We start from the raw sequence: 26,597 nt of genomic DNA on the forward strand, positions 1-26,597 counted from the left end.
CTGGGATTCTTCTCCATTCAGAAATTCGCGCCCTGGATCACCTCGCCGAACCGCAGCCAGCCGGGTCCTTCGATCCGTTGCAGCTGAAGCTGCTGCAGCGGGTGATGATTGGTCGGGCTGGTGTTGACGCGGATGCCGGGCAACAGTGTCGGCACCTCGATGTCCTTCAGGTTGTTGGCCTGCGCCATGATGTTGTCGCGGCTGAAATTGCCCTTGCATTGCTCGAGCACGATCTTCAAGACCTGCGCCACCGTGTAGGCGTAGAGGTTGTAGCCCTCCTTCGGATTGCCGTCGGGGAAGTACTTTTCCATGAAGGCGAGGAAGTTCTTCACGCCGGGATCGTTGGCCCAGGCCGGGTCGGCGACGTCCTTCACATAGGCCGACGAGATCGTGCCCTGCGACTTGTCGAGGCCGACAGGCGCAATGGTCGATGAGATCGAGGCGGCGCCGCTAGCGATGAAGTGCATCGGCTTCCAGCCGAGCTCATAAATCTTGCGAATCGACTGCGCGCAGAACTTTGCCGTGGTGCCCGAGATCAGCACATCGGGATTGGCGCCGCGCAGCGCCACGATCTGGGAATCGATCGTGGGATCGGTGACCTCGTGCGAGGCCACCACGGCTGCGGTCGCGAACCGCTCGCCGAGCACGTCCTTGGCCCCGGCGACGAAATCCTTGCCGAGGTCGTCGTTCTGGTAGAGCACCGCGAACTTCGCGTTCTTGTTCTGGCTCAGCGCGTATTTGACGAACACCTGCGCCTCGGTCCGCGCGCTCGGCGCAAAGCCCATGGTCCAGGGATAGGTCTTGTAGTCGCCCCATTTGTCGCCGTTCACCGACAGGAACAGATGCGGCACCTTGGCGGCGTTGATGTATTTGACGACCGACGAGTTCGGCGCGGTGCCGAGCATGTTGAACAGGAAGGCGACATTGTCGCTTTCGATCAGGCGGCGCACTTGCTCGACCGTCTTCGCCGGATTGAACGCGTCGTCGTAATAGATGTACTTGATCTGCCGGCCGGCGATGCCGCCCTGCTCGTTCAGCATCTTGAAATAGGCTTCCTGGCAGCGCGCCTGCACGCCGAGCGCGGATACCGGGCCGCTCAGGGAGGTGGTGCTGCCGATCCTGATCTCGGTCGCGGTGACGCCGGGCGTGTCCTCGGCAAGTGAAGCTCGGACGCCTGCGACTGCGGCAAGCCCCACGCCGGCCGCGCCGGTAAGCCATGCGCGCCTGTTGATCGAGATCATGACTTTCTCCCCGTGATGCCGGCTTGTTGCGCCGCTTCTGCTTACAGCAAGGCTATCCGTCACGCGGGCGTCGCGTCTTGTGTTAACCGGCTGGCGGCGGATTGTGTCGTGAGCGCATCCACTTAGCCAGTCAACGCAAGATGGCGCGAAGGCAAATTTCTCATCATGGCAAAATCAGCAGCGCATGGGCGCTGCAAAGCGGACAAGAGACCCATGAGCGACAAGGCCGTCATCACCTGCGCGCTGAACGGCGTGCTTACCGACCCGAAGCAGCACAACGTTCCGGTGACGCCGGAGCAGATGGCGCGCGAGGCCAAGGCCGCGTTCAACGCCGGCGCCAGCATCATGCACATCCATCTGCGGCAGCAGGAGCCGAACAAAGGCCATCTGCCGTCGTGGGAGGTCGGTGTCAGCAAGGAGATCCAGCAGGCGATCCGCGAAGCCTGCCCCGGCGTGATCATCAACCACACCACCGGCACGTCAGGCCCGAACTACCAGGGCGCGCTCGATTGCGTGCGCGAGACCCGGCCAGAGATCGCGGCCTGCAATGCCGGCTCGCTGAACTATCTCAAGGTGAAGGCCGACAACACCTGGGCCTGGCCGCCGATGATGTTCGATAACGCGGTCGAGAAGGTGCAGGACTATCTCGACGTGATGAAAGCGGTCGGCACCATTCCCGAATTCGAATGCTTCGATGTCGGCATCGTGCGCTGCGTCGGCATGTACCGGCAGACCGGGATGTATTCCGGCCCGCTCGAATACAATTTCGTGATGGGCGTCGCCTCGGGCATGCCGGCCGATCCGGAGCTGTTGCCGATCCTGTTGAAGCTGAAGGCGCCGGAGGCGCATTGGCAGGTCACCGCGATCGGCCGCGCCGAGATCTGGCCGCTGCATCAGCGCGCCGCCGATCTCGGCGGCCATCTGCGCAGCGGGCTCGAGGATACGTTCTATCTCGGCGACGGCACCAAGGTGACGTCGAATGGGCAGCTCGTCGAAGGGCTCGCCGCCTGCGCGCGCCGCGCCGGCCGCGAGATTGCAAGCCCGGCCGAGGCGCGGCAGATTTTCGGGGTCAGGCGCTGACCGTCATTCCGGGGCACGCGAAGCGTGAACCCGGAATCTCGCGCCACATCTCTGGATTCCGGGTCTGCGCTTCGCGCATCCCGGAATGACGGAGCAGGGAGACAACATACATGCACAATCTCGCAGCAACCGGCGGTGTCACCGGGCCGGGCCGCATCGGGCGGGTCGCGATCGGCGATCTCCTGAAGCGCGCCGCGCGGCGGTTTCCGGATCGCGTCGCGTTGACCGACGGCGGCCGGCAGGTCACCTTCACCGAGCTCGAGCGTGACGCCAATCGCTTCGCCAATCATCTGGTGCAGCGCGGGCTGAAGCCGGGCGAGAAGATTTCCACCATCTGCAACAATTCCGTCGAATTCGTCAAAGCGCTGTTCGGCATTCACCGCGCCGGCCTGGTCTGGGTGCCCATCAACACCATGCTCGGACCGTCTGACATGGACTACATCCTCGGCCATGCCGAGGTGCGTTTCGCCGTCATCGACGACGCCCTTCATGCCCAGGCTGACCGCCGCGCCGCGCTGGAAGCGCGCGGCATGGAGATGATTGCGATCGACCTGACCGGCCATGCCGGCAAGACCGGATTGCAGGAGTTCAACGATCTGCTGGAGGGGCAGTCCGATATCGAGCCTGACATCGAGATCAACGACCGCGACCTCGCGATGATCATCTATACGTCAGGTACGACCTCGCGGCCGAAGGGCGCGATGCATTGCCACCTTGCCGTCGTGATGGCCGTGATGAGCAACTGCATCGAGATGCAGCTCTCGCGCGCTGACGGGATCACGGGACAGTTTCCGCTGTTCCACTGCGCCGGCCACGTGCTGCTGCTCAGCTATCTCTCGGTCGGCGGCCGCATGGCGCTGATGCGCGGCTTCGATCCGGTCGCCTGCATGGAGGCGATCGTCCGCGATAGGCTCACCGTGTTCGTCGGCCTGTCCTTGATGTACCAGGCGATCCTCGACCATCCGCGCCGGCGCGACTACGACCTGTCGGGTCTACGCTGCTGCATCTACACCATGGCGCCGATGGGCAAGCCGCTGCTCGAGCGCGCCATCGGCGATCTCTGTCAGAACTTCGTCCTGTCCAGCGGTCAGACCGAGATGTATCCGGCGACGACGATGTCCCGCCCGGAGGTGCAGCTCGATCGCTTTGGCAATTACTGGGGCGAATCGCTGATCGTCAACGAAACCGCGATCATGGACGACAACGGCAACCTGCTGCCGCGCGGCGAGATCGGCGAGCTGGTGCATCGCGGGCCCAATGTGATGATGGGCTACTACAAGGACCCCAGATCGACCGAGGAGGCGCGCAAGTTCGGCTGGCACCATACCGGCGATCTTGCCCTGATCGACGGCAATGGCGAGGTGCTGTTCCTCGACCGCAAGAAGGATATGATCAAGTCGGGCGGCGAGAACGTTGCCTCCGTCAAGATCGAGGAGACGTTGCTGGCGCATCCCGCCGTGCAGAACGCCGCTGTGGTCGGCCTGCCGCATCCGCAATGGGGCGAGGCGGTCTCCGCCTTCGTCAAGCTGAAACCCGGCGCGGTGGCCGACGAGGCCAGCATCGAGGCGCATTGCAGAAAGCATCTCGGCGGCTTCCAGGTGCCGAAGCTGGTGCGTATCCTCGAGGAGATGCCGATGACCGCGACCGGCAAGCTGCGCAAGGTTGAGCTGCGGCAGCAGTATGGCGGGCATTTCGACGGAAAGAACACGTGATGATGACTCACAAGAATGGCGTCGTTCCGGGGCGCGCATTTGCGCGAACCCGGAACCTAGAGATTCCACAATGCGCAATTGCGCATTGGGGTTCGATGCTCTCGTATCGCCCCGGAATGACGGAGCAAGTTTGATGGCCATCATCGAGAACACGATTTCCACCGGCAGCGCCGCGTTCCAGGGCAATCGCGACGGCATGCTGGCGCTGATCGCCCGGATGCGCGCCCTGGAGGAGCGAACGCGCGCGGCCTCCGCCGCGGCAAAGGACCGCTTCCACAAGCGCGGCCAGCTGTTGCCGCGCGAGCGCGTCGCGCTGGTGCTCGATCCCGGCTCGCCCTTCCTCGAACTGTCGACGCTCGCCGGCTACATGTTCGACGTGGCGGATGCGGACAAGAGCGTGCCCGGCGGCGGACTGGTCGCCGGCATCGGGTTCGTCTCCGGCATCCGCTGCATGGTCAGCGCCAATGATGCCGGCATCGACGCGGGCGCATTGCAGCCCTACGGCCTCGACAAGACGCTGCGGGTGCAGGAACTCGCGCTGGAGAACAAGCTGCCCTATGTGCAGCTGGTCGAGAGCGCCGGCGCCAATCTGCTGCGCTACCGTGTCGAGGACTTCGTCCGCGGCGGCAACATCTTCCGCAACCTGGCGCGGCTGTCGGCGGCGGGGCTTCCCGTCGTCACCGTCACCCATGGCTCCTCGACCGCGGGCGGCGCCTACCAGACGGGCCTGTCCGACTACATTGTGATGGTGCGCGGCCGCACCCGCGCCTTCCTCGCCGGTCCGCCTCTGCTCAAGGCCGCCACCGGCGAGATCGCGACCGAGGAGGAACTCGGCGGCGCCGAGATGCACACCTCGATCTCGGGCCTCGGCGATTATCTCGCCGAGGACGACCGCGATGCACTGCGCATCGCGCGCGACATCATGGCCAAGCTGCCTTGGGATCGTCCGGACCGCGACTCGGCTGCATTCAAGCCGCCGCGCTATGACGCCGAGGAACTGCTCGGCATCATGCCGATGGATCACAAGCGTCCCGTCGACATGCGCCAGGCGATCGCGCGCTTCATCGACGATTCCGACTTCACCGAGTTCGGCGCCAATTACGGTCCGGCGACGGTCTGCGGCCATGCCCGCATCCACGGCCAAGCGATCGGCATCATCACCAACAACGGTCCGCTCGATGTGCCCGGCGCCAACAAGGCCACGCATTTCATTCAGGCCTGCTGCCAGTCGCGCACCCCGATCCTCTACATGAACAACACCACCGGCTACATGGTGGGCCGAGCCTATGAAGAGGCCGGCATGATCAAGCACGGCTCGAAGATGATCCAGGCGGTGACCTCGGCGACGGTGCCGCAGATCACGCTGTATTGCGGCGCCTCGTTCGGCGCCGGCAATTACGGCATGTGCGGCCGCGGTTTCCACCCGCGCTTCTGCTTCTCCTGGCCCAACGCCAAGACCGCCGTGATGGGCGGCGAGCAGGCCGCCGAAACCATGGCGATCGTCACCGAAGCCGCCGCCGCGCGGCGCGGCAAGCCGATCGAGAAGGAGAAGCTGGACGCGATGAAAGCGCAGATCACGGGCGTGTTCGACAGCCAGATGGACGTGTTCTCGACCAGCGCCCGCGTGCTCGACGACGGCGTGATCGATCCGCGCGACACGCGGACGGTGCTGTCAGAGGTGCTTTCGATCTGCCGCGAGGCCGAGGCCCGCAGCCCGCAGCGCATGCAGTTCTCGGTGGCGCGGCCATGAGCGGGGCAATCGTGAAGCGGACGCCGTTCTTCAAGATCCTGATCGCCAATCGCGGCGAGATTGCGCTGCGCATCATGCGATCGGCACGGCGGCTCGGCCATGGCGTCGTCGCCGTCTATTCGGACGCCGACCGCGACGCGCTGCATGTGCGCGAGGCCGACCAGGCGGTGCGGATCGGCGAGGCGCTGCCGGCGCAATCCTATCTGAAGATCGATGCGATCATCGCCGCCGCCAAGGCGAGCGGCGCCGGCGCGGTGCATCCCGGCTATGGCTTCCTCGCCGAGAGCGAGGATTTTGCGCAGGCCTGCCGCGATGCGGGTCTGGTGTTCATCGGTCCGTCGCCGGAAGCGATCCTTGCGATGGGCAACAAGGCCGGCGCCAAGGAGATCATGCAGCGGGCCGGCGTGCCCTGCGTGCCCGGCTATCAGGGCGCCGACCAGAGCGATGCCGTGATGCTGGCGGAAGCCAGGACGATCGGATTTCCCGTGATGATCAAGGCGGTCGCCGGCGGCGGCGGCCGCGGCATGCGGCTGGTCACCGATGCGGCGGCATTTCCCGACGCGCTGCGCAGCGCGCGGTCGGAGGCGCAGGGTGCGTTCGGCGATCCGACCGTCATTCTGGAGCGCGCGATCGTCAATCCCCGCCACATCGAGATCCAGGTGTTCGGCGACCGCCATGGCAACGCCATCCATCTCGGCGAGCGCGATTGCTCGGTGCAGCGGCGGCACCAGAAGCTGGTCGAGGAGGCACCGTCGCCGGCGGTGACGCCGGAACTGCGCGCGCGGATGGGCGCGGTCGCGGTGCAGGCGGTCAGGGCGATCGGCTACGAGGGTGCGGGCACGCTGGAATTCCTGCTCGATCGTGCCGGCAATTTCTACTTCATGGAGATGAACACGCGGCTGCAGGTCGAGCATCCCGTCACCGAGGCGATCACCGGGCTCGATCTGGTCGAATTGCAGCTGCGCGTCGCCAGCGGCGCGCCCCTCGGCTTGACCCAGGAGGACGTCAAGTTCTCCGGCCATGCCATCGAGGTCCGGCTCTGCTCGGAGGATGCCGCGCACGATTTCATGCCGCAATCCGGCACGATGGCGCGGTGGCAGATGCCCGATGGTATCCGCGTCGAGCATGCGCTGCAGTCCGGCTCGGAGATTCCGCCGTTCTACGATTCGATGATTGCCAAGGTCATCAGCCACGGCGCGACCCGCGACGAGGCGCGTGGCAAGCTGATCTCCGCCCTGGAGCAGGTCACGGCCTTCGGCGTCACCACCAACCAGGGCTTCCTGATCGATTGCCTGCGCCATCCGGTCTTTGCTAGGGGCGAGGCGACCACGGCCTTCATCGGCGACACCCGCGAAGCGCTGCTCGCTGTCCGGCCCGATCGCGGCAGCGATGTCGCGCTTGCGGCGCTGCTGCTCTACGGTACCCACCCGCACGCGCCGCCATGGCAGCGCGGCCGGTCGCTGTCAGCGACATTCCCGCTCGGCCTGCGAATCGATCTCGGCCACGGCGTGCAGGAGACCGAGATTGTCCGCGAGCGGGACGGCAGCTATCTCGCGATCCGCGACGGCGATCGCTTCAGCTTCGTGATCGACGAGCTCGGCCAGGACAGCATCCGCTTCCACCACGATGGGGTGATGGAGCAGGCCAAATTCCTGCGCGACGGCGATCGGCTCTATATCCTGCATCGCGGCGTCACGCTGGCCGCGCGCGATCTCACGCTGGCGCCGCCGGAGAGCGCGACGGCGGCCGGCGGCGACGGCAAGGTCCGTGCCGCCATGAACGGCCGGGTCGTCGCGGTGCTGGTGAAGCCGGGCGACAAGGTCGCGGCCGGCCAGCCGGTGATGACGCTGGAAGCGATGAAGATGGAGCACGTCCACACCGCCGGCGTCGCGGGCACGGTGTCGTCGATCGATGTCGCCGAGGGCGAGCAGGTGACGACCGGGAAGATCGTGGTGGAGATCGAGGCGGTCGCCTAACCGCCGTCGTCCGGCGCAGGCCGGGACCCATAACCACCGCTGTATGTTGTTGGAACAAGCTGTTGCCCCAGCTTGGCAGATCAACGGGCATTCGGGGTAATCGGTCCCGGCCATCGTCGGGACGACACTGATTTATGAGGCCCCTTGCCCCGTCCCGTCATTCAGCCAGCAGGCGACCTGATGCGTCGGGCCGGCCGCCTGCAGCACCGGGCGTTCGGTCTTGCAGCGATCCATCGCGTAGCGGCAGCGGGTGTGGAAGGCGCAGCCTGAAGGTGGATTGATCGGGCTCGGGACATCGCCGTCAATCAGGGGGGCGGTGCGTTTCGCCTTCGGATCGGCGATCGGCACCGAGGCGAGCAGCGCCTGGGTGTAGGGATGGCGCGGATTGGCGAACAGCTCGTGTTTGTCGGCGATCTCGACAATGCGGCCGAGATACATCACCGCGACGCGGTGGCTGATATGGGCGACGACAGCGAGATCATGCGCGATGAACAGATAGGAGAAGTTCTGCTGGCGCTGCAGGTCGATCAGCAGATTGATCACCTGCGCCTGGATCGAGACGTCGAGCGCCGAGACCGGCTCGTCGCAGACGATCAGCCGCGGACCGAGCGACAGCGCGCGCGCGATGCAGATGCGCTGGCGCTGGCCGCCGGAGAACTGGTGCGGAAAGTTCTTCATCTGGTCAGGCCGCAGGCCGACCTGCTGGAACAGCTCCGCGACACGCTCCTGCTTCTTCGCGCCGGTCGCAAGGCCATGCACAATGAGGGGCTCGCCGACGATGTCGCCGGCCGTCATGCGCGGGTTGAGCGAGGCGAATGGATCCTGGAACACGATCTGCATCGAGCGCCGGTACGGCCGCAGCGCGGTCTTGCTAAGCGGCGCGATGTCCTCGCCATCCAGCTTGATGGCGCCGCTGGTCGGCTCGACCAGCCGCAGCACGGTGCGCGCCACCGTCGACTTGCCGCAGCCGGATTCGCCGACCAGCCCGAGCGTCTCGCCGGCGCCAAGCGCGAAGCTGACGCCGTCGACCGCATGCACAGTGCCGACCCGCCGGCGCAGCACACCGCCGCGCACCGCGTAGTGCTTGACGAGGTCGGTCACCTCGAGGAGCGGGCGTTGTTCGGTCATGACGCCTCCGCTATCTCGCCGGCACGCCAGCACGCCGCCCAATGATTGCTCTTGATCTCGTCGAGCGGCGGATATTCCTGACGGCAGCGGTCGACCGCCAGCTTGCAGCGCGGCGCGAAGGCGCAGCCGGGCGGCAGCCTGGTCAGCGACGGCACCATGCCGGGGATTTCGGTCAGCCGCGCATCGGTCTTGGCGCCGAGCGCGATCACCGCCGGCATCGAGGCCATCAGCCCGCGCGTGTAGGGATGCAGCGGCGTCTCGAACAAAGCTTCGACCGTCGCCTCCTCGACCTTTTTGCCGGCATACATCACGATCACGCGCTGCGCGGTTTGCGCGACGACGCCGAGGTCGTGGGTGATCAGGATCAGCCCGGTGCCGAGCCGCTTTTGCAGATCGACGATCAGCGCCAGGATCTGCGCCTGGATGGTGACGTCGAGCGCCGTGGTCGGCTCGTCCGCGATCAGGAGCGCCGGCCGGCACGCCAACGCCATCGCGATCATGGCACGCTGGCGCATGCCGCCGGAGAGCTGATGCGGATATTCCAGCGCGCGGCGCTCCGGTTCCGGGATACGCACCAGCCGCAGCATGTCGACGGCCTGCTTCCAGGCCTCCTTGCTGCTCACCTTCCGGTGCAGCCGCACCGCCTCGATGATCTGGTCGCCGATCCGCATCACCGGATTGAGCGAGGTCATCGGCTCCTGGAAGATCATCGAGATGCGGTTGCCTCTGATATCGCGCATCGCGGCATCGTCGAGCTTCAAAAGGTCGGTGCCCTCGAGCGTCACCGAGCCGCCGACGATGCGGCCGGGCGGATCGGGCACCAGCCGCATGATCGACAGCGCGCTGACGCTCTTGCCGCAGCCGGACTCGCCGACGATCGCCAGCGTCTCGCCGCGACGGACCGAGAACGAGACGTCGTCGACCGCGCGGAACAGACCGGAGTTGGTGAAGAACACCGTTTGCAGGTTCTTCACGTCGAGAACCGTATCGAGCGTCTTGGCCTCGCTCATCAGCCGCGTTGCCTCGGATCGAGAATATCGCGCAGCGCGTCGCCGAACAGATTGGTGCCGAATACCGCAAGGCTGATCGCAATGCCGGGGAAGATCACCAGCCACGGCGCGGTGCGGACATATTCGGCGGCGGATTCCGACAGCATGCGTCCCCAGGACGGATAGGGCTCGGGGATGCCGAGGCCAAGGAACGACAGCGACGCCTCGGTCAGGATGGTCGAGCCGAGCTGCGCGGTCGCGAGCACGATCAGCGGCGCGATGGTGTTGGGCAGCACGTGGCGCAGCGCAATCCGCATCTCGCTCATGCCGATCGATTTGGCGGCCTCGACGAACGGCTGCTCGCGCAACGCCAGCGTGTTGGCCCGGATCACGCGCGCAACCGTGGGGATCAGGGGAATGGCGATTGCCAGGATCACGTTCGGCAGCGAGGGACCGAGCGCCGCGGTCATGACGAGCGCGAGCACCAAGAGCGGCAGCGATTGCAGGATGTCGGTCACCCGCTGGAACACGAGGTCGACCCAGCCGGAGAGATAGCCGGAGGCGAGGCCCACGATCACGCCGAGCGTGGCGCCGAGCGTCGTCGAGCCGATGCCGACCGCAAGCGAGATCCGCGCGCCGTGGATGATGCGGCTCCAGACGTCGCGGCCGAAGGAATCGGTGCCGAACCAGTGCAGCGCGGACGGCGCAGCCAGCCGGTGCGCGGAATCGACGCTGAGCGGATCATAGCGGCTGATGACGTTAGCGAAGATCGCGGTCAGCACGAACAGCAGCATGATGACGAGGCCGACCGTGCCGAGCACATGGCGCTGTGCGAGAAACGCAAACCGTCCCCAGCCGCCGGTGGCGTTGGCCCCGGCACGTCGCAGTTCGCTGTCGAAATTGATCGTTGCCACGCGTTAGCTTCTTCGCTTGATGGTTGCAGAACGTCGCTCTCCCTCTTCCCGCTTGCGTGGAGAGGGTTGGGGTGACGGGGAGTCTCCGCAAGCGCGGTGGGAGTTGGATTCGCGGTGGGCCCCCCTCACCCGGATCGCATCTGCGATGCGATCCGACCTCTCCCCGCAAGCGAGGCGAGGTAGGAGTTGGGCTCGGCCTTCGACCAACGCTGTCATATCAGTCTCCAAACCGGATACGTGGATCGATCGCCGCGTAGAGCATGTCGACGATGAAGTTCACAACCACCACCACGACGGCGATGAACATCACGAGGTTCTGCACGATCGGGTAGTCGCGCCAGCGCAGCGCTTCGACCAGGAAGCGGGCGATGCCGGGGATGTTGAACACGGTCTCGGTGACGATCAGGCCGCCGATCAGGAACGCGGCCTCGATGCCGATCACGGTGATGACAGGCAGCACCGCGTTCTTCAGCGCGTGGTGATAGTTCACGGAGGCCTCGGAGGCGCCCTTGGCGCGCGCGGTGCGGATATAGTCCTGGCGCAGGATCTCAAGCATCGAGGAACGGGTGATGCGCATGGTGAGCGCCGCGCTGCGGAAGCCGACCGCCATCGCTGGCACGGCATAGATGGCCAGTGCCTCGAGCCAGGTCTTCGGGTTCGGATTGAAGATCGGCATGGTGCCGAACAGCGAAACCGAGGCCATTAGGATCAGCAGGCCGAGCCAGAATGACGGCAGTGACAGGCCGCTGAGGCTGACGACGCGCAGCGCATAATCGAGCCGTGAGCCCTGGTGGACGGCGCTGATGACGCCGAGCGGAATGCCGATCGAGGCGGAGAACAATAGCGCCAGTCCGGCAAGCCGCGCCGTGATCGGAATCCGCGGCAGGATTTCCTCCAGTGCCGGCTTCTCCGAGACGTAGGAATAGCCGAGGTCGCCGTGCAGCAGGCCGCCGATCCAGTGCAGATACTGGATCACGATCGGCTGGCTCAGGCCGAGCTCGCGCTCGAGATTGGCCTTGTCGGCGGGATCGACGAAGCCCGCGGCGTCGAACAGGATGTCGACAATGTTGCCGGGAACGACGCGCAGCAGCACGAAGATGATGACCGAGATCCCGAACAGGGTCACCAGCATCAGGAACAGCCGCCGCACGATATAGGCAAACACCCTGGCTCTCTCCCTTCGCCGATGTGCTACGGAACGATGCTTGCGAGAATTTGCATAGGCGAGGTATTTACCTCTCCCCAGCGGGGAGAGGTCGGCGCGAAGCGCCGGGTGAGGGGGCACAGGTCCCACGATAGGACGTGACCTTTCACCCGGGCCTTCGGCGCGACCTCTCCCGATGGGAGAGGTGAAGTCCTGGGCACGCCGGCTCTCATCCGATCTGTACCTTCCTACTTGTCCAGCCAGACGTCTTCGTAACGATAGCCGTTATAGGAGCTGTTGGACATGATCGTGACATTCTTCACGTAAGGCTGCCAGCAGGTGCCGGTGCGGGCATGGAAGATGATCGGACGCGCGACGTCTTCCTGCAGCTTCTTGTCGATCTCCCAGACCAGCTTCTTGCGCTTGTCGGTGTTGGTCTCTTCCGACTGCTGGTCGAACAGCTTCTCGATCTCCTTGTTGCAATAATTGGTGTAGTTCCGCTCCGAGCCGCAGGCATAGTTCTCGTAGAACGACTGGTCGGGCTCGTCGACAGCATTGCCAGTGAGGTTGAGGCCGAGCGAGTAGTCCTTGCGGGCGATCTTCGGGAACCATTGCGCGGTGTCGACGACGTCGAGCTCGGCGTCGATGTAGATGCTCTTGATCTGGTCGATCAGGATGATCGCGGGATCGCGATAGACCGCGATGTTGCGGGTCGAGACCTTGATCTGCAGGTGCTTGTCCGGGCCATAGCCCGCCTTCTGCATCAGCTTGCGGGCTTCCTCGCGGTTCTTCTCGATGTCCGGACCGTAGCCGGGGATCTGCTCCAGCATGTCCTTCGGCATCGCCCACAGCCCGTCCGGTGCCGGCTCCATGGTGCCGCCGATGTCACCCTGGCCTTCGAACATGATCTGGATGAACGCCTTGCGGTCGAGCGCGAGCGCCAGCGCGCGGCGGATGTCGAGATTGTCGAACGGCGGCGCGGTCGAATTGATGATGATGTTGGTGGAGACGTTATTCGGTTCCACCACGCAGACCGCGTTGGGCGCCTGCGACTTGACGTCCTTGAGCAGCGGGATCGAGACCTCGGTCGGGAACGTCATGTCGAACTTGCCGGAGACGAAGCCGAGGATCGCGGTCGAGCGGTTCGGGATGATGGTGAACTCGATACCGTCGAGATAAGGCAGGCCCTTCTTGAAGTAGTCGGGGTTCTTGGTGAGCTTGATCGACTCGTTGGCCTTGAACTCGACGAACTTGAACGGGCCGGTGCCGACCGGCTTGGTGCGCATCTCGGCCGGCGACACATGGCAGGGATAGACCGGCGAATAGCCCGAGGCGAGCAGCGACAACAGCGCCGGCTGCGGCCGCTTCAGCTTGAACGACGCCTCATAGTCGCCGTTGGTCGTGACCTCCTCGACTTGTTCGTACCAGGACTTGCGCGGGTTCTGCCGGAACTTCTGCTGCGACTTGCCCATCAGCATGTCGAAGGTGCATTTGACATCGGCCGCGGTGAACGGCTTGCCATCGTGCCATTTCACGTCCTTGCGCAGCTTGAAGGTCAGCGTCTTGTTGTCGCCGCTCCAGGCCCAGCTCTCCGCAAGCTCGGGCCTGATCGTGCTGAGGCTGTTCTGGGCGATGTGCTGGTCGAAGATGACGAGATTGTTGAAGATCGGCATGAACGGAACGTTCAGCGAATAGGTCGCGCCCTCGTGGATCGAGGCGCTGCCGGGGCTGTCGCGGTGATAGATCCTGAAGATGCCGCCTGGTTTCGGCTCGGCTGCGCGTGAAACGTCGCTGATGATCAGCACAGACAACACCGCGACGGCCAGCGCTTGCACGCTCCGCATGGTCCCCTCCCACATTTCGGTCTCAATGGCCGATTGGCATCGACGATACCACGGTGAGGCCGTCGGGCAACCAGCGAGGATCGCGCGGGGATTGGCAATTCGGATGACCCCGCAACGTTAAAATTTCCACGGATCGGGAATAATGGCTGTGATTGCGGGGAACTCGGGTTGTTTTGCTATGCAGCGGCGAATCTCCGTTTGAATTCGGTTGCCGACGCCGATGGATACGGCGTGAAGCAGGCCGCAATCAGCGACAGTTTGTCGCCGACGTGTCGCACAATTTCTTCTTCCGTCATCCTGAGGTGCGAGCGGAGCGAGCCTCGAAGGATGCACGGCCACCAGCCGGGCCGTCGATCCTTCGAGACGCGCGCAAGTGCGCGCTCCTCAGGATGACGGGACAGGCTGATTGGGCGCATCCTCACTCCGCCGCCTGCGGCGAGGGCAGGTGCATGCTGGCGACGCCGTCGGCCTCGGTCGCCGAGATCGTGGTGCGAATCATCAGGCGGCCTTCATGCGCCGGCCAGGGGCGGCCGCGATGCATGGTGGCGCGGTTGTCCCACATCACGACGTCGCCCTGCTTCCATTGGTGCAGATAGCTGACGTCGGGCGCGGTCGCGGCTTCGGTCAATTGCTCGATCAGCGCCTTGCCGGCCTCGGCATCCATGCCCTCGACGCCATAGGCATGGGAGGCAAGATAGAGCGCGCCGCGGCCGTTGACGGGATTGCGCCAGACCATGCGCCAGCACACCGGCGGTAGCGCGTCGACTTCCTCGGTTGTTGCAAGTCCCGTGGCCACCTTGCTGCGCGAATGCGCGTAGGAGTGCCAGGCGAACGAGTTCTCCAGCCGCTTCGCCATGTCCTTGTCGAGCCGCTCGAAGGCAAGCCGCATCGAGACGAATTCGGTCTCGCCGCCATGTTCAGGAATGATGCGCGCCGACAGGATCGAGGTCAGCGCCGGCACGCGCTTGAAGGAGGAATCGGTGTGCCAGAGCTGGTTGGCCCTGGCGCGCAGCTGCTGCCGGTGATCGGATGGAACCACCTTGCCGTCGGGCCCGAAGGTCGAGAGGATCACGAAATGCGATCCGGTGCCCATCGAGCCGACCTTGGTCACCTCGGGCGGACCGAATCGACGCGAGAAGGCGAGCTGGATGTCGTCGCTGACCTCCTGACCGCGGAACACCAGCACCGAATGTTCCTCGAACGCCGCGCGCACCGCCGCATAGGCGGCATCGCTGGCGGCAACGTCCGACAGCGTGACGCCGCGCAGTTCGGCGCCAAAGCCCTGACGCAGTGGGATCACTTCCATCGGCAAGTCCTCCCTGACTTTTCTTGTTGGGGTGAGGTTAGGGGAAAAGCCCGCCACCGGCAACGCGGCTCGCGCCTCATCCCATTGCGATCAGATTGCGCCGCGTGCGCCGATCGGCGATCTCGATGCGATGCGTGACGAACGCGAACAGCGCCCAGCTGGAGTGGAATGCGACGCCGGCCAGAACCACGATGGCTCCGGGAATCGGGCCGATCGAGGCGCGATCCCAGATCTCGCTCATCGTGGTCAATGGCAGCGGATGGATCGCGAGCTTGCCGTAATAGGCGATGGCCTGGATCGCGAAAATCCAGCCATAGGTTCGGCGTAGCCGCCGGCCGATCGCCCGGACATAGCTGATATGGTAGCTTGGGTTGCGGTAGTCGTTAGCAAGCAGCTCGGTCCAGGCCGAGTTCGGCGAGGGACCTTCGCCCCGGATCATCGGCGCGTAGAAATCGGTTTCGAGCAACCGTGCGCGGGCGCGCCAGACGTTGAAGTAACGGTAGCGCCGCGCCTCGAACAACAGGAACACCGTTACCAGCAGGCCGACCAGCACCATCGGCAAGGGCGAAGCCTCCGCGCTGCTGTAGGTCGCCGAAAGCGCGATCCCGGTCGTTACCACCGCCCAGTTGGTCGAGCTGTCGAGGCGGGTGCGCCAGACCGTACTGCGGTAGATCTCGCCACGATAGAGGTGGGCAAGAGCACCGATCTCGGCGGCGGTGAATTCGAGCCTTCCGGCCTGTACCGGCTCCGGCTCGCGCGGCTTGGGCGACGGCATGACGGCCTCCGGCGAAGCTGGCTTGCGATCGCCGAGCATAGCGCGAAATCTGCGCGACGGGCGAGTTTGTTACGCTGTCCGGCGCTTCCGGCTGCATTCGCCCGGCCCGACGCATCGCCCGTTCACACGATCCGCGAGGTCTTGTCGCCCCAATAGCGGTCACGCAGCAGGCGCTTGTAGAGTTTGCCGGTCGGCAGCCGCGGCAGCTCGGCCTCGAAATCCACCGAGCGCGGCACTTTCTGGCGCGACAGCGAGCTGGCGCAGAACGCGATCAGTTCCTCGGCAAGCTCCGGCCCCGGCGCGATGCCGTCGACCGGCTGCACCACCGCTTTCACCTCCTCGCCGAGATCGACATTGGGCACGCCGAACACCGCGGCGTCGGCGACCTTGGGATGGGTGATCAACAGGTTCTCGCATTCCTGCGGATAGATGTTCACGCCGCCGGAGATGATCATGAAGGTGGCGCGATCGGTGAGATAAAGAAAATTGTCGTCGTCGACATAGCCGACGTCGCCGACCGTGCTCATGCTGCCGTCGGCCGAGCGCGCCTCGGTGGTCTTGGCGGGGTCGTTGAAATATTCGAATGGCGTGGCGGTCTTGAACCACACGGTGCCCGGCGTTCCCTTCGGGCAGGGCTGCATGTTCTCGTCGAGGATATGCAGATCGCCGAGCAGGACCCTGCCGACGGTGCCGCGATGCGCGAGCCACTCCTCGCTGTTGCAGGCGGTGAAGCCGAGCCCCTCGGTCGCGCCGTAATATTCGTGGATGATGGGACCCCACCATTTGATCATGTCGTCCTTGACCAGCGCCGGGCAGGGCGCGGCGGCATGGATCGCGATCTCGAGGGTCGACAGGTCGTAGCGGGCGCGAACTTCCTCGGGCAGTTTCAGCAGACGCGAGAACATGGTCGGCACCAGCTGGCTGTGGGTGATGCCCCATTTTTCGACCAGCTGCAGATAGCGCTCCGGATCGAAGCTCTCCATGATGACGACCGTGCCGCCCATCCGGATGGTGAGATTGACCGCGGCCTGCGGCGCCGAGTGAAAGAGCGGCGCCGGCGAGAGGTAGACCATGCCCTCGCGGTAGTGCCAGAGCTTGGTCAGGAAATCGAACAGCGGCAGGTTCTGCGACGGCGGCTGCTCCGGAAGCGGCCGCACGATGCCCTTGGGCCGGCCGGTCGTGCCGGAGGAATACAGCATCGCGGTGCCGGCATATTCGTCCGCGATCGGCGTTGCCGGCAGGCCCGCGGTGGCCTCGCGCAGCCCGACGATGCGCTCGCTCTCGCTGTCGCCGTCGACCACGATGCAGAGCCCGACCTGCGGGCACTCCTTCAGCGCCTCGCGCGCGATGTCGAGCTTCAGCTTCGAGGTGATCAGGATCCGCGACTGGCTGTTGGTCAGGATGTAGGCGAGCTCGCCCGCGGTAAGGTAGGAGTTGACGCAGGTGAAGTAGAGCCCGGCGCGCTCGCCGGCGCCGCAGGCCTCGAGGTAGCGGTTGTTGTTCTCCATGAAGATCGAATAATGGTCGAGCCGCCGCAGCCCCTGCTTGCGGAACAGATGCGCGAGCCGGTTGGAGCGCGCCTCGAGCTCACGATAGGTGACGGTCTCGCCGGTCCCGGCCATGATGAAGGCGGGTTGCAGCGGGCGCAGGTAAGCATGCTTGCCGGTGTACATCGAACGTCACATCCCCTTCAGATTCTTGCTTTGGCGCGTTTCCTTCACGCCAACCGGTACCCACTTCGCTCGAAAACGCTCTATGCAGCCATCTCCAGAATCTCGCGTACCTGGGATGGATCGTCGATCTTGCGCGGATTGCGCGGCACCCAGGGCGTTCGCATCGCTTGCGTTGCGATGCGGTCGAAATGCTCGGGGCCGACGCACACCTCTTGCAGGCTGCGCGGCATGCCGAGGTCGCGGATGAAGCGGTCGAGCACATCGCCGGCGTCCGCGCCCGCATGTCCCATTGCGGCCGCGACCAGCGCCTGCCGGTCGGCATTGTCGCGCTTGTTCCAGCGCATCACCGCGGGCAGCATCACGCACGAGGTATAGCCGTGCGGCACGTCGAACTCGGCGCCGAGCACGTAGCCGATGCCGTGGCTCGCGCCCATCGGCACGCCCGAGGCGAGCGGCCCGGTGGAGAGCCAGGTGCCGATCTGGCAATCCATCCGCGCCGAAATATCCTTCGGGTTGGCTTTCACCCGCGGCAGGCCGGCCGCCAGCATCTCGAGCCCCTTCAGCGCTTGCGCGTCGCCATAAGGATGCGCCTCGCGCGAGCAGATGCCTTCGACGCAATGATCGACGGCACGGATGCCGGTCGACAGGAATAGCCATTCCGGCGTGTGCACCGACAGTTCCGGATCGAGGATGGTGGCGCGCGGCATCACCAGCGGATGGCGCAGCATCTCCTTCTGCCGCTTGGCCTCGTTGGTGACGCCGGCGATCGACGAGAACTCGCCGCCGGCGATGGTGGTCGGCACGCTGATCTGGCGCACGGTCGGCGGATTCATCGCGGGCGAGACGCCGCCATGGGTGCGGATCGTCTCGATGCCGTCGGACGTCGTGACGTTGTTGGCGAGGCAAAGCTGCACCGCCTTGGCGCCGTCGGTGATCGAGCCGCCGCCGATCGTGACGATCAAATCCGCTTTCGCGCCGCGCGCCTGCTGCGCCGCCGCGATGACCGCGGCGCGCGGCGTATGCGCCGGCATCTTGTCGAAGGTGCCGACGCAGCGGGGCCCAAGCGCCGCGCGGACCTTCTCGATCTCGTCGGTCTCGCGGTTCAGCGTGCCCGACACCATCAGAAAGGCGCGCTCGGCGCCCAGCCGGTCCAGCTGCTCGACGATGGCCTCACGCGCGGGCCGCCCGAACACGACCTCGTCCATGGCGCCGAATACGACACGGCCTCGATGCACGCGCCTGTCCTCCCTCAACACGGTCCGCCTTGCTGGCGGCCCTTTGCGGCGAGGTTAGCGGAGGAAATCGGGGCCGTCATCAGGGTCCTGCCGGTGGTTTGATACGGTCGCGCCGCCCATTCCGCTGTCATCCCTGCGAAAGCAGGGACCCATAACCACAGGGTCGTGTTGTTGAAGTGAGCTGTGGCCCGAGCGCTGGCTAAACAATTGGCATCGGTGGTTATGGGTCCCGGGTCGCGCTGCGCTTGGCCGGGACGACATCGAATATGTGGCGCTCGCGTGAGTCATACATCCGCATCCTCGCGGCGCGCTGCATCCGAGTCTTGCGATTACTTGCCTCCCCCTGGAAGCAGAGGGCGCCCCGGAATGACGGTGAAAGCTTCAAGTCGAAATCAGATGACCGGCAGAAATCTTGACGGCAACATCGCGGCGTGTGTTACACCTCGAAAGCAACAGGGACGTGCGCATGACATCGGCAGTCGATCTCGCCAAACTGCACATTGACGACTTCACGCCGCATCAGGATGCTGAGTTCGAGATGCAGGCGGCGGATCGCGCGGTGGCGCTGAGGCTCGCCAAGGTCGAGCCTGCCGGCAACAGCGGCCGGCCGGGTGGTGCGTTTTCGCTGCTGTTCACGGGCCCGAAGGGCGCGTGGCTGCCGCAGGCGATCTATCCGGTGCGGCATCCCGCGCTGGGCGTGATCGAGATGTTCCTGGTGCCGATCGGGCCGCTTGCGGACGGCAACGGCTATCAGGCGGTCTTCACCTGACGGTCGGAAGCTTCCGCCGCCGCCCGCCAGCGCATCAGGTCGTAGACCCCCTTGTCTTCCTCGGTGATGAAGCCGAGCCGCCGGTAGAGCCGCATCGCGGGATTGAATTTCTCCACGTGGATCGAGACGGCCTTGCCGGCGCGGGCGGCCTCGTCGAGCACGTCGCGCATCAGCGCGCCGCCGAGACCCGATGCGCGATGTTCGGGCAGGAAGGCGATATCGATGACGCAATGCTCGCCCGGCCAGCGCTCGATATAGAGACGGCCGATATCCTCGCCGCCGCGCATCGTCACCAGCCAGTCAGCCGTCGGATAATACTGCTGGTAGTGCCTATGCTGGGCCTGGAACTGCATCGCCAGGAAAGCAGCCTTCTGTTCGGCGCTCCACGGCGTCAAGGCCAGTTCGTCGGTTCGGGTCGAGGCATAGAGCCGCGCAAGGAAGGCCAAATCGCCGTCGGCAATATGGCGAAACGTCAGGCCGGCATCCGCTGCGCGTGTCCACTCAAACGCAGCGGGAACAATATCCGTGCGCAAACCATCCGTCATGGCCGCGTCGGGTAAATGCCCTGAAGCGCGATGCAGAAACTCAGGGTGAGATAGGGCATCATGTTGTTGTGGGGCTGGCTGCCGCCGATCGGCATGATCGAACTGATGGCCGAAAACGGCGAAATGTTCGTCAACGTCGCCGTGTAGGCCTGACCCGGATTTGCGCGTGCAAGCGACCGCACCGTGCTGGGCGTGGCGAGGTTCGACGGATTGATATTGCCCAGGACCCCGTGGTTGTGCAGGGGCATTTCAGATTGCAGCAGCGTCACTGTCGTCGAGCCGGCGGCCTGTCCAAGATCGTACACAGTGCCAAAGGAGCTTTGTCCCGGCTGCATCGGCGCGTTGCCCTGCATGTTGGGCAACGCAAAGGTGCTCTTGCCATCACCGCCATAGGTGGTGCCGAGCAGGGAGAACAGCGCGGTGTTCTGCGAGATCGGCATGAGCTGGCCGTTGCAGAGGGCCCACCCGACGGGGGCGAAGTTGAACGGAAAAATACGGATCTCGGCCAGGAATTGGTCAGACATGGTCCCGTCCTAGGTTTGGCTCGGGTAAACGCCGAACATTGAAATGATGAAGTTGAGGCAGAGGTAAGGTTGCATGTTGTCGTGCGGCTGGTTGCCGCCGACGGATGTGCAGGCCTGGTTCGCCATCGCCGAACCTGCCGGGACCTCGCGGTAAATCTGCGTAGCACCCACGGCGCCGACGACGTTGCCCGTCACCGTGCTGCCGGTCGCGTTGTTCAGGGATGCCGCCATCGGGTGGGAGTGGATGGGCAGTTGCTGGGTCGTCAGCGTCACTTGCTCGACGCCGGCGCTCTGTCCCATGACGAAGCTGCTGCCCTGGTGCATGGGCAGGCGGCCCTGCAGGTTCGGCAGAGCGAACGTCGACTGGCCATCGCCGCCATACGTGGTCCCGATCAGGTTAAACAAAACGTCGTACTGGGAGATCGCCAGGATTTGTCCCTGGCAGAACATCCAGCCGTTCGGCGCAAAATTGCCGCCGAACATGCGTATCTCGCCGACATATGGCTCGCCCATGGCGCGCGTCCTTCAATTCCGGGAGGGGAAGATGCCCTGCAAAGCGATGCAGAAACTGACCGTGAGATAGGGCTGCATGTTCTCGTGAGGCTGCGAACCTCCGGCATTGGCGACGGTGCTCGGGTCCAGCGTCGTCAGATTGTTCGGGGCCGTATAGAGATTGGCCGACGTCGCCATCAGATTGCCGGTGACCGCGGCGTTGTCGGCATTGTTGGTCGTGCCCTGAAATGTGTGCGGGTGCTGCGGCATCTCGGGGATTGTCAGCGTGTGGGACGTCTCGCCGCCGGTCTGCCCCTGCGTGAAGCCCTGTCCCATATGCAGCGGCACTTTTCCCTGCAGATTGGGGAGCGCGAAATTCGTCGTGCCATTCCCGCCATAGGTCGTACCAAACAGCGAGAACAATGCCTGGTTCTGATTGATCGGCAGCAATTGACCGTTGCAGAGCGCCCAGCCCTTGGGCGGGAAGCCGAACGACATCATCCTGATTTCCGAGAGATATGGTTGAGACATCGATCCTCCGCCCAGACGATCCGTCTTGTCAGTGACTCAGTTAATGAAAATGCAAGGCAAATGCTGTCACGCGATAACGAAATGCACGATAGCGTGTTTTGTACCAAGTGCAACCTCAACGATTGTCTGGCTTTCGTGATTTTTCTGAGGCGTGACGCACAAATGTCGTTGTGATGACGTGGAGCTTCGCCACCGGGGTCGACACGAACGAACGCGATCTCACTAAATCAACAACGCCTGCCGGATCGCTTCGGCAGACGTTGGTAGGGCCGTCGCAACGTTCGATCAAACAACCAGATCGTGATGGGTTTGGAGATGATCGGTCGGCGTGCCGCCCATGGCGGCGAAAATCGTCTCGTGCCCAACCCACCATGGCGTGGAGGCATTGGAATGCCCGCTGAACAGATCGGACAAGGTCTGGTTGGTCAAGTCCACATGGCTTGTGTTGGTCTGCGATTGCGTCTGGGTCAATGACGAGAAGTCGAAGCTGTCGCGGTTGGTCAGGTTGACCGTCGACGTATTGGTCGTCTGCGAGGCTACGGTGCCTTGCGTCGGCATGGCCTTCTGCAATGCCAGGTTGGATTGAGCTACATCCGTAGCCGTTGGCAACCGGCGCTCGCCGTCGGCGAGGCCGATATACATCAGACTGTTGGCATCGGACGCCGAGACGGTGTCGGGAAGGCCGAGCACGTGGCCCAATTCATGCACGACGGTGGTCAAGAGATCGAGATGGCCTGCCGCGGCCGTCGACGGGTCGGTCAAGAGATCGGTGCCGGCGGCATTGATGGCGTGCGCGAACTCGAAATTGTCCGATGGCGTCGGGTCGATGAACCAGCCATGCGCGGCCGCATCGGTATCGATCGTGATATGCCCGGCACCTTCCTGACCGACAATCTGGCCGGCGAGGTCGGCGACGCTGAAAGTCGTCGCATGCAGGAGAGCGAGTTGCGTCGCGCTGGCGCCCGCACTCGCCCATTGCGCAATCGCCGCCGACACGACCGAGTTGAGCTCAGCCTGCGTCAGGTGCATCTCGCCTGTGCCCGGAGTCGATGCCTGAACGCCGCCCGCTTCGGCGAGCAGCGGCGCGACCACCGCGGGAAGCGTCGGCAGCGTGTTGACCAGCGTCGTCGTGCCGACGCCGCCCGTGGTGTCGACGGTGATGGCGCCCGTGCCGCTGGCGTTGTCGTCGGTGATCACGCCCGCAGCGGTGCCCGATGCCGAACCGTTCCTCGAGAGGTTCAGATGGGTGTTGGCGTTGAAGTTGCTCAGCTCGACGTCGGTGGCATAGCTGGCGTTGTGGTTAAGCGTGTTCTTGCTGCCCGTGCCGCCTGCGCCCATGCCGATGACGACATTCGTCGTGCTGGTGTCGGTCGCCGTCGCGCCGTTGTCCACTAGCATTGCGGCAAACGGATTGGCGGAGGTCGGAGACGACACAGAGTTGCCGTACAGCGTGGCGTTCAGGGTCGAACTGCCGTCGTTGTTCTGGAGATGGATGCCGTTGTTGCCGACCCCGGTGATGGTGTTGTTCTGGATCAGCGTCGTCAGGCTGCCGGCGCCGGCGTCGCGGACGAAGATGCCGTCGGAGTTGGATCCCACCTTCGCCGGGCCGATAACGTTGCTGGCGATGGTGCCGGACATGGTGCCGTTGTCCTGGCCCTTCGCCACGAAGATGCCGACCGTGTCGAAGGCGTTGGCGCCGCCGTCGGTCAGGGTGTTGTGCGAGATATCGAACGTGGTGGTCGCGGCAGAGACGAGACCGCCGGATCCGCTCCTGATGTCGACCGCGGTGCCGCCGCCGGGAATGATGGCCTGTCCGTTGTGGAACGTGTTGCCCCGAACAACGGCGTCCATCGACGCATTGTTGTTGGCGGTCATCGCGATGAAGTCGGCGCGCGTGCCGGCGAACGTGCTGTTCGTCAGCGTGTAGTTGGCAGTCGCGGAATTGTAGACCTGCGCGCGGACATTGTCGTTGCCGCCGACGGCATTGATCAGGCCGAACGTGTCGTTGTCCATCGTCAAGCGGTTCAGCGTGCCGCTGGTGTTGTAGAGATCGATGTTCTGATTGTATCCGCCGGAGATGCCGGATCCGGTGATCGAGGCGGTGCCGAGCAGATTGTCGAACCGGATGCTGCTTTCCTCGCGGTCACCGGCATTGGTGGTGCCGTTGACGCCGCTGATGGTTCCGTCCGCGAACGTGAATCCGGTGACGTTGTTGCCGTAGATCGCGAAGTTGCTGAAGTCATGCAGCGTCATGTCGCTCAGCGACACGTTCGAGGTGTTGTGCAGGTAGATGCCGGTTCCGCCGGTGCCTGACGTCGTCTGCCCACCGGCGTCGGTGCCGCTCAGGATGTCAGCCCCGGTCTTGTTGTTGATGGTGCCGCCGGAGCCGGCGATTCCCGTGCCAGTGATCGTGAGCCCGCCGGCCGCTCCCGTAGTGTCGAGGATGATGCCGGCATTGCCCGACGAGCCGGTCGACGAAATGCTCTTGAAGGTGAGATTGCCCGCGCCGATATTGGTGTGCTCGACATCGAGGGCAGTGCCGGTCGTCGACGTGATGGTGTTGTTGCTGCCGGTGACGACAATCGTGCCGCCATGGGTGAAGCTCATGCCGGTGCCGCTGGCGGTCTTGATCACGATGTCTGACATCGTGACGGTGCCGACATTGAAGCCGTCGTCGCTGATGCCCACACCGGTCGAGGCCGAGGTATCGATGCTGACGCCGCTGATGCTGTGGCCGGCCGTGCCGAGCAGGTCGATGCCGTTGTCGGCGCCGGTCACCTGGATCACCGGATCGGTGCCGGTCGCGGTGTTCGCGGTTACCACTGCGCCGGTCACCGGATTGGTGAAGGTCAGGCTGTGGCTGCCGCCAACCAGGTTGACTCCGTTGGCGAGATTGATGCCGTTGGCCTCGGTATAGGTGCCGGACCTCAGCACGACATAATCGCCCGAGCCGGCCGGATTCGCCGCGTTGTAGGCGGCGATCGAGGTGTACGGGTCGGCCGCGGTGCCGAGATTGGCGCTGTTGGCCAGCGCCGTGGGCGAGTTGTCGATATAGAACACCTGCGGCACGACGCCGACATGGAAGGTCTGGGCGCCCGACGTGAGCGGCCCGCCGGTGCCGGTGTTGCCGTTGTCGTTGATGTTCAGCGTGACGGTATCCGAGCCGGTGAAGCCGTCGTCGCTGTTGTATGTCAACGTCGCCAGCGCGGTGTTGACCTGCGCGACGGTCCCGGTCAGCGTCACTGTGTGGCTGCTGTTGTTGGTGAAGCTGGCCAGCCCGGCGGTATTGAAGGTCAAGTTCGCATGGCTTGAGGCAATCGTCGCCGTGACGTTGCCGCTGGCAGCATCAATGTCGGCGACCGAAAGTCCTGAAATCGCGAGGTTGGTGTGCGAGAACGCTGTTCCGATCGAATTGTCCGCCGGCACCGACGCGGTCGGTCCGTCGTCCACGGCGGTGACGCTTCCTGTCGTCGATCCCGTCCCGGTGTTGCTGCCGCCATTCGCGGTGCCACCGTCATCGTGCATGGACAGGCTGTAGGACCGCGCGGTGGTGTCGGGGTTTTCGCTGGTGTTGTTGAACTGGATCAGGTCCAGCGCCGCATTGTAGTGCGCGAGTGTGTCGGTACCGGTGAAACTGATCGTCTCGGTGCCCGCGGTGCTCGTGATCTCGAAGTGGATGCCGCCGATATCGCCGCTGTTGCCGGCGTGGCCTGCGATCGACAGCGCATCCGACGGCTTCAGATTGTTCAGCACGAAGGTCGCATCGGTCAGGTTGTTGCCTTCGGCGTCCGTGATCGTCAGGTTCGGCGTGATCGTGACCGGCGTCGAGTTGGCGGCCGGCGTGCCGTTCGGCGGCTCGGAGAAGCCGGTGATGGCACCGAAGCTCACGACCGGCGCATCGTTGACCGGCGTGACGTGGATGGTCGAGGTCGAGGTGTTGCTGCTGTCGGTGCCGTCGGTGACCGTAAAGCCGACGGTGCGATCCGCCCCGGACGGATTGTCGCTCGAGTTGAAATAGGTGATTGAATCGAGCGCGGCCTTGTAGTTGGCGACGCTGGAGGAGCCGGTCAGCGTCAGCACGCCGGTCGCGGAATTGTACGAGCCGGTGATGCCGTTCTGGTTGACGAAGCCCAGCACGTCCTGGCCGGCGGCGAAATTGCCGGTGATCTGCACCGTCGCGCCGGTCAGATTGGCGCTGTCGGCGTCGGTCACGTTGACCGACGCATCGATCACGGTCGCGGCCTGGTTTTCGGTGTAGTTCAGCATGCCGCCGGCGGTCGTGACCGGCGGGTCGTTGACCGGCGTGACATTGATGGTGCCGGTGACCGGCGTGGAGGTCGCCGTGCCGTCGTTTGCGATGATCGTGACGGTGCGCGCCAGGCCCGACGGGTTGTCGCTGGTGTTCTGATAGGTCACCGAGGCGAGCGCCGCCTGGTAATCGGCGACGCTGGCGGTGCCTGCTAGCGTCAGCATGCCGGTTCCCGCATTGAACGAGCCGGTGATGCCGTTCTGGGACGTAAAGGCGAGGACGTCCTGGCCGTTCGCGTAGTTGCCGGTGATCTGCACCGTCGCGCCGGTCAGCGTGGCATTGTCGACGTCGGACACGATGATCGCCGGGTCGAACGCGGTCGCGGCCTGGTTCTCGGTGTAGTTGAGGGTGTGACCGGCGGTGACGACGGGCGGGTCGTTGACCGGGGTGACGTTGATGGTGTCGGTGACCGGCGAGCTGTCGAGCGTGCCGTCATTGGTCGTGATGGTGACGGTGCGCGCAAGCCCGGACGGATTGTCGCTGGTGTTGATGTAAGTCACCGATGCCAGCGCGGTTTGGTAGTTCGCGACGCTGGAGGAGCCGGTCAGCGTCAGCGTTCCGGTTGCGGCATCGAACGAGCCGGTGATGCCGTTCTGGTTGGTGAAACCGAGAACATCCTGGCCGCTGACATAGTTGCCGGTGATCTGCACCGTCGCGGAC

20 protein-coding genes are annotated in these 26,597 nt (G+C 64.6%); 5 read left to right on the forward strand and 15 right to left on the reverse strand.

Annotation, left to right across the window (positions count from 1 at the left end; translation table 11 throughout):
• Positions 1-17 precede the first annotated feature (17 nt).
• Positions 18-1,241, reverse strand: a complete 1,224-nt coding sequence (locus E2I15_RS32655) for an ABC transporter substrate-binding protein (protein WP_137482502.1) — start codon at positions 1,239-1,241, stop codon at positions 18-20.
• A 213-nt stretch (positions 1,242-1,454) separates the two neighbouring features.
• On the opposite strand from E2I15_RS32655, the gene E2I15_RS32660 reads away from it, so the two are divergent.
• The 4 genes from E2I15_RS32660 (at position 1,455) to E2I15_RS32675 (ending at position 7,759) form a co-directional block, all read left to right on the forward strand.
• A complete protein-coding gene (locus E2I15_RS32660) occupies positions 1,455-2,321 on the forward strand; it encodes a beta-keto acid cleavage family enzyme (protein WP_137482501.1) in 867 nt (288 codons plus the stop codon).
• A 110-nt stretch (positions 2,322-2,431) separates the two neighbouring features.
• Positions 2,432-4,033: an AMP-binding protein gene (locus E2I15_RS32665; RefSeq protein ID WP_137482500.1), complete on the forward strand. Its 1,602-nt coding sequence runs from the start codon at positions 2,432-2,434 to the stop codon at positions 4,031-4,033.
• A 133-nt stretch (positions 4,034-4,166) separates the two neighbouring features.
• On the forward strand, positions 4,167-5,783 hold the full coding sequence (locus E2I15_RS32670) for an acyl-CoA carboxylase subunit beta (protein ID WP_137482499.1): 1,617 nt from the start codon (positions 4,167-4,169) through the stop codon (positions 5,781-5,783).
• The gene (locus E2I15_RS32675) at positions 5,780-7,759 is read left to right on the forward strand and encodes an acetyl/propionyl/methylcrotonyl-CoA carboxylase subunit alpha (protein WP_137482498.1); all 1,980 of its coding nucleotides are present in this window, start codon (positions 5,780-5,782) and stop codon (positions 7,757-7,759) included. The genes E2I15_RS32670 and E2I15_RS32675 overlap by 4 nt, the downstream gene beginning before the upstream one ends.
• A 132-nt stretch (positions 7,760-7,891) precedes the next feature.
• Here the strand turns inward: E2I15_RS32675 and E2I15_RS32680 are convergent, their stop codons facing one another.
• The 9 genes from E2I15_RS32680 to E2I15_RS32720 all read right to left on the reverse strand — a co-directional run bounded on the left by E2I15_RS32680 (position 7,892) and on the right by E2I15_RS32720 (position 18,767).
• Positions 7,892-8,887 carry an ABC transporter ATP-binding protein gene (locus tag E2I15_RS32680; RefSeq protein ID WP_137482497.1) on the reverse strand — a complete coding sequence of 332 codons (996 nt, stop codon included), beginning with the start codon at positions 8,885-8,887 and terminating at the stop codon, positions 7,892-7,894.
• Positions 8,884-9,897: an ABC transporter ATP-binding protein gene (locus tag E2I15_RS32685; protein ID WP_137482496.1), complete on the reverse strand. Its 1,014-nt coding sequence runs from the start codon at positions 9,895-9,897 to the stop codon at positions 8,884-8,886. The genes E2I15_RS32680 and E2I15_RS32685 overlap by 4 nt, the downstream gene beginning before the upstream one ends.
• The gene (locus E2I15_RS32690) at positions 9,897-10,790 is read right to left on the reverse strand and encodes an ABC transporter permease (protein WP_016848340.1); all 894 of its coding nucleotides are present in this window, start codon (positions 10,788-10,790) and stop codon (positions 9,897-9,899) included. Before E2I15_RS32690 ends, E2I15_RS32685 begins: the two co-directional genes overlap by 1 nt.
• A gap of 217 nt (positions 10,791-11,007) precedes the next feature.
• Positions 11,008-11,955: an ABC transporter permease gene (locus E2I15_RS32695; RefSeq protein WP_137482495.1), complete on the reverse strand. Its 948-nt coding sequence runs from the start codon at positions 11,953-11,955 to the stop codon at positions 11,008-11,010.
• A 227-nt stretch (positions 11,956-12,182) separates the two neighbouring features.
• A complete protein-coding gene (locus tag E2I15_RS32700) occupies positions 12,183-13,778 on the reverse strand; it encodes an ABC transporter substrate-binding protein (protein WP_137482494.1) in 1,596 nt (531 codons plus the stop codon).
• A gap of 418 nt (positions 13,779-14,196) precedes the next feature.
• A complete protein-coding gene (locus E2I15_RS32705; RefSeq protein WP_137482493.1) occupies positions 14,197-15,084 on the reverse strand; it encodes a TauD/TfdA dioxygenase family protein in 888 nt (295 codons plus the stop codon).
• A 76-nt stretch (positions 15,085-15,160) separates the two neighbouring features.
• Positions 15,161-15,859, reverse strand: coding sequence for a DUF2270 domain-containing protein (locus tag E2I15_RS32710; RefSeq protein WP_422109881.1), 699 nt, complete (start codon positions 15,857-15,859; stop codon positions 15,161-15,163).
• A gap of 122 nt (positions 15,860-15,981) precedes the next feature.
• Positions 15,982-17,532 carry an AMP-binding protein gene (locus E2I15_RS32715; RefSeq protein ID WP_137482491.1) on the reverse strand — a complete coding sequence of 517 codons (1,551 nt, stop codon included), beginning with the start codon at positions 17,530-17,532 and terminating at the stop codon, positions 15,982-15,984.
• A gap of 80 nt (positions 17,533-17,612) precedes the next feature.
• A complete protein-coding gene (locus E2I15_RS32720; protein ID WP_170991723.1) occupies positions 17,613-18,767 on the reverse strand; it encodes an iron-containing alcohol dehydrogenase in 1,155 nt (384 codons plus the stop codon).
• Between the two features lie 466 nt (positions 18,768-19,233).
• On the opposite strand from E2I15_RS32720, the gene E2I15_RS32725 reads away from it, so the two are divergent.
• The gene (locus E2I15_RS32725; protein ID WP_155262691.1) at positions 19,234-19,536 is read left to right on the forward strand and encodes a DUF6916 family protein; all 303 of its coding nucleotides are present in this window, start codon (positions 19,234-19,236) and stop codon (positions 19,534-19,536) included.
• Here E2I15_RS32725 and E2I15_RS32730 read toward each other — a convergent pair.
• The 5 genes from E2I15_RS32730 to E2I15_RS38910 all read right to left on the reverse strand — a co-directional run.
• On the reverse strand, positions 19,518-20,081 hold the full coding sequence (locus E2I15_RS32730) for a GNAT family N-acetyltransferase (RefSeq protein WP_137482489.1): 564 nt from the start codon (positions 20,079-20,081) through the stop codon (positions 19,518-19,520). The genes E2I15_RS32725 and E2I15_RS32730 overlap by 19 nt on opposite strands.
• Positions 20,078-20,605 (reverse strand): phage tail protein, encoded by a 528-nt coding sequence (locus tag E2I15_RS32735; RefSeq protein WP_137482488.1) that lies wholly within the window; start codon positions 20,603-20,605, stop codon positions 20,078-20,080. The genes E2I15_RS32730 and E2I15_RS32735 overlap by 4 nt, the downstream gene beginning before the upstream one ends.
• Before the next feature lie 9 nt (positions 20,606-20,614).
• The gene (locus tag E2I15_RS32740; protein ID WP_137482487.1) at positions 20,615-21,118 is read right to left on the reverse strand and encodes a phage tail protein; all 504 of its coding nucleotides are present in this window, start codon (positions 21,116-21,118) and stop codon (positions 20,615-20,617) included.
• 12 nt (positions 21,119-21,130) lie between these two features.
• The gene (locus E2I15_RS32745; protein ID WP_170991722.1) at positions 21,131-21,628 is read right to left on the reverse strand and encodes a phage tail protein; all 498 of its coding nucleotides are present in this window, start codon (positions 21,626-21,628) and stop codon (positions 21,131-21,133) included.
• Positions 21,629-21,913: 285 nt separating this feature from the next.
• Positions 21,914-26,597, reverse strand: a 4,684-nt coding sequence (locus E2I15_RS38910) for a hypothetical protein (RefSeq protein ID WP_196238955.1), incomplete at its 5' end; no start/stop codon positions are given.

Origin of the sequence: Bradyrhizobium sp. BR2003, from assembly GCF_009720285.1 — a bacterium.
In the GTDB taxonomy this organism is placed as follows: domain Bacteria; phylum Pseudomonadota; class Alphaproteobacteria; order Rhizobiales; family Xanthobacteraceae; genus Bradyrhizobium; species Bradyrhizobium elkanii.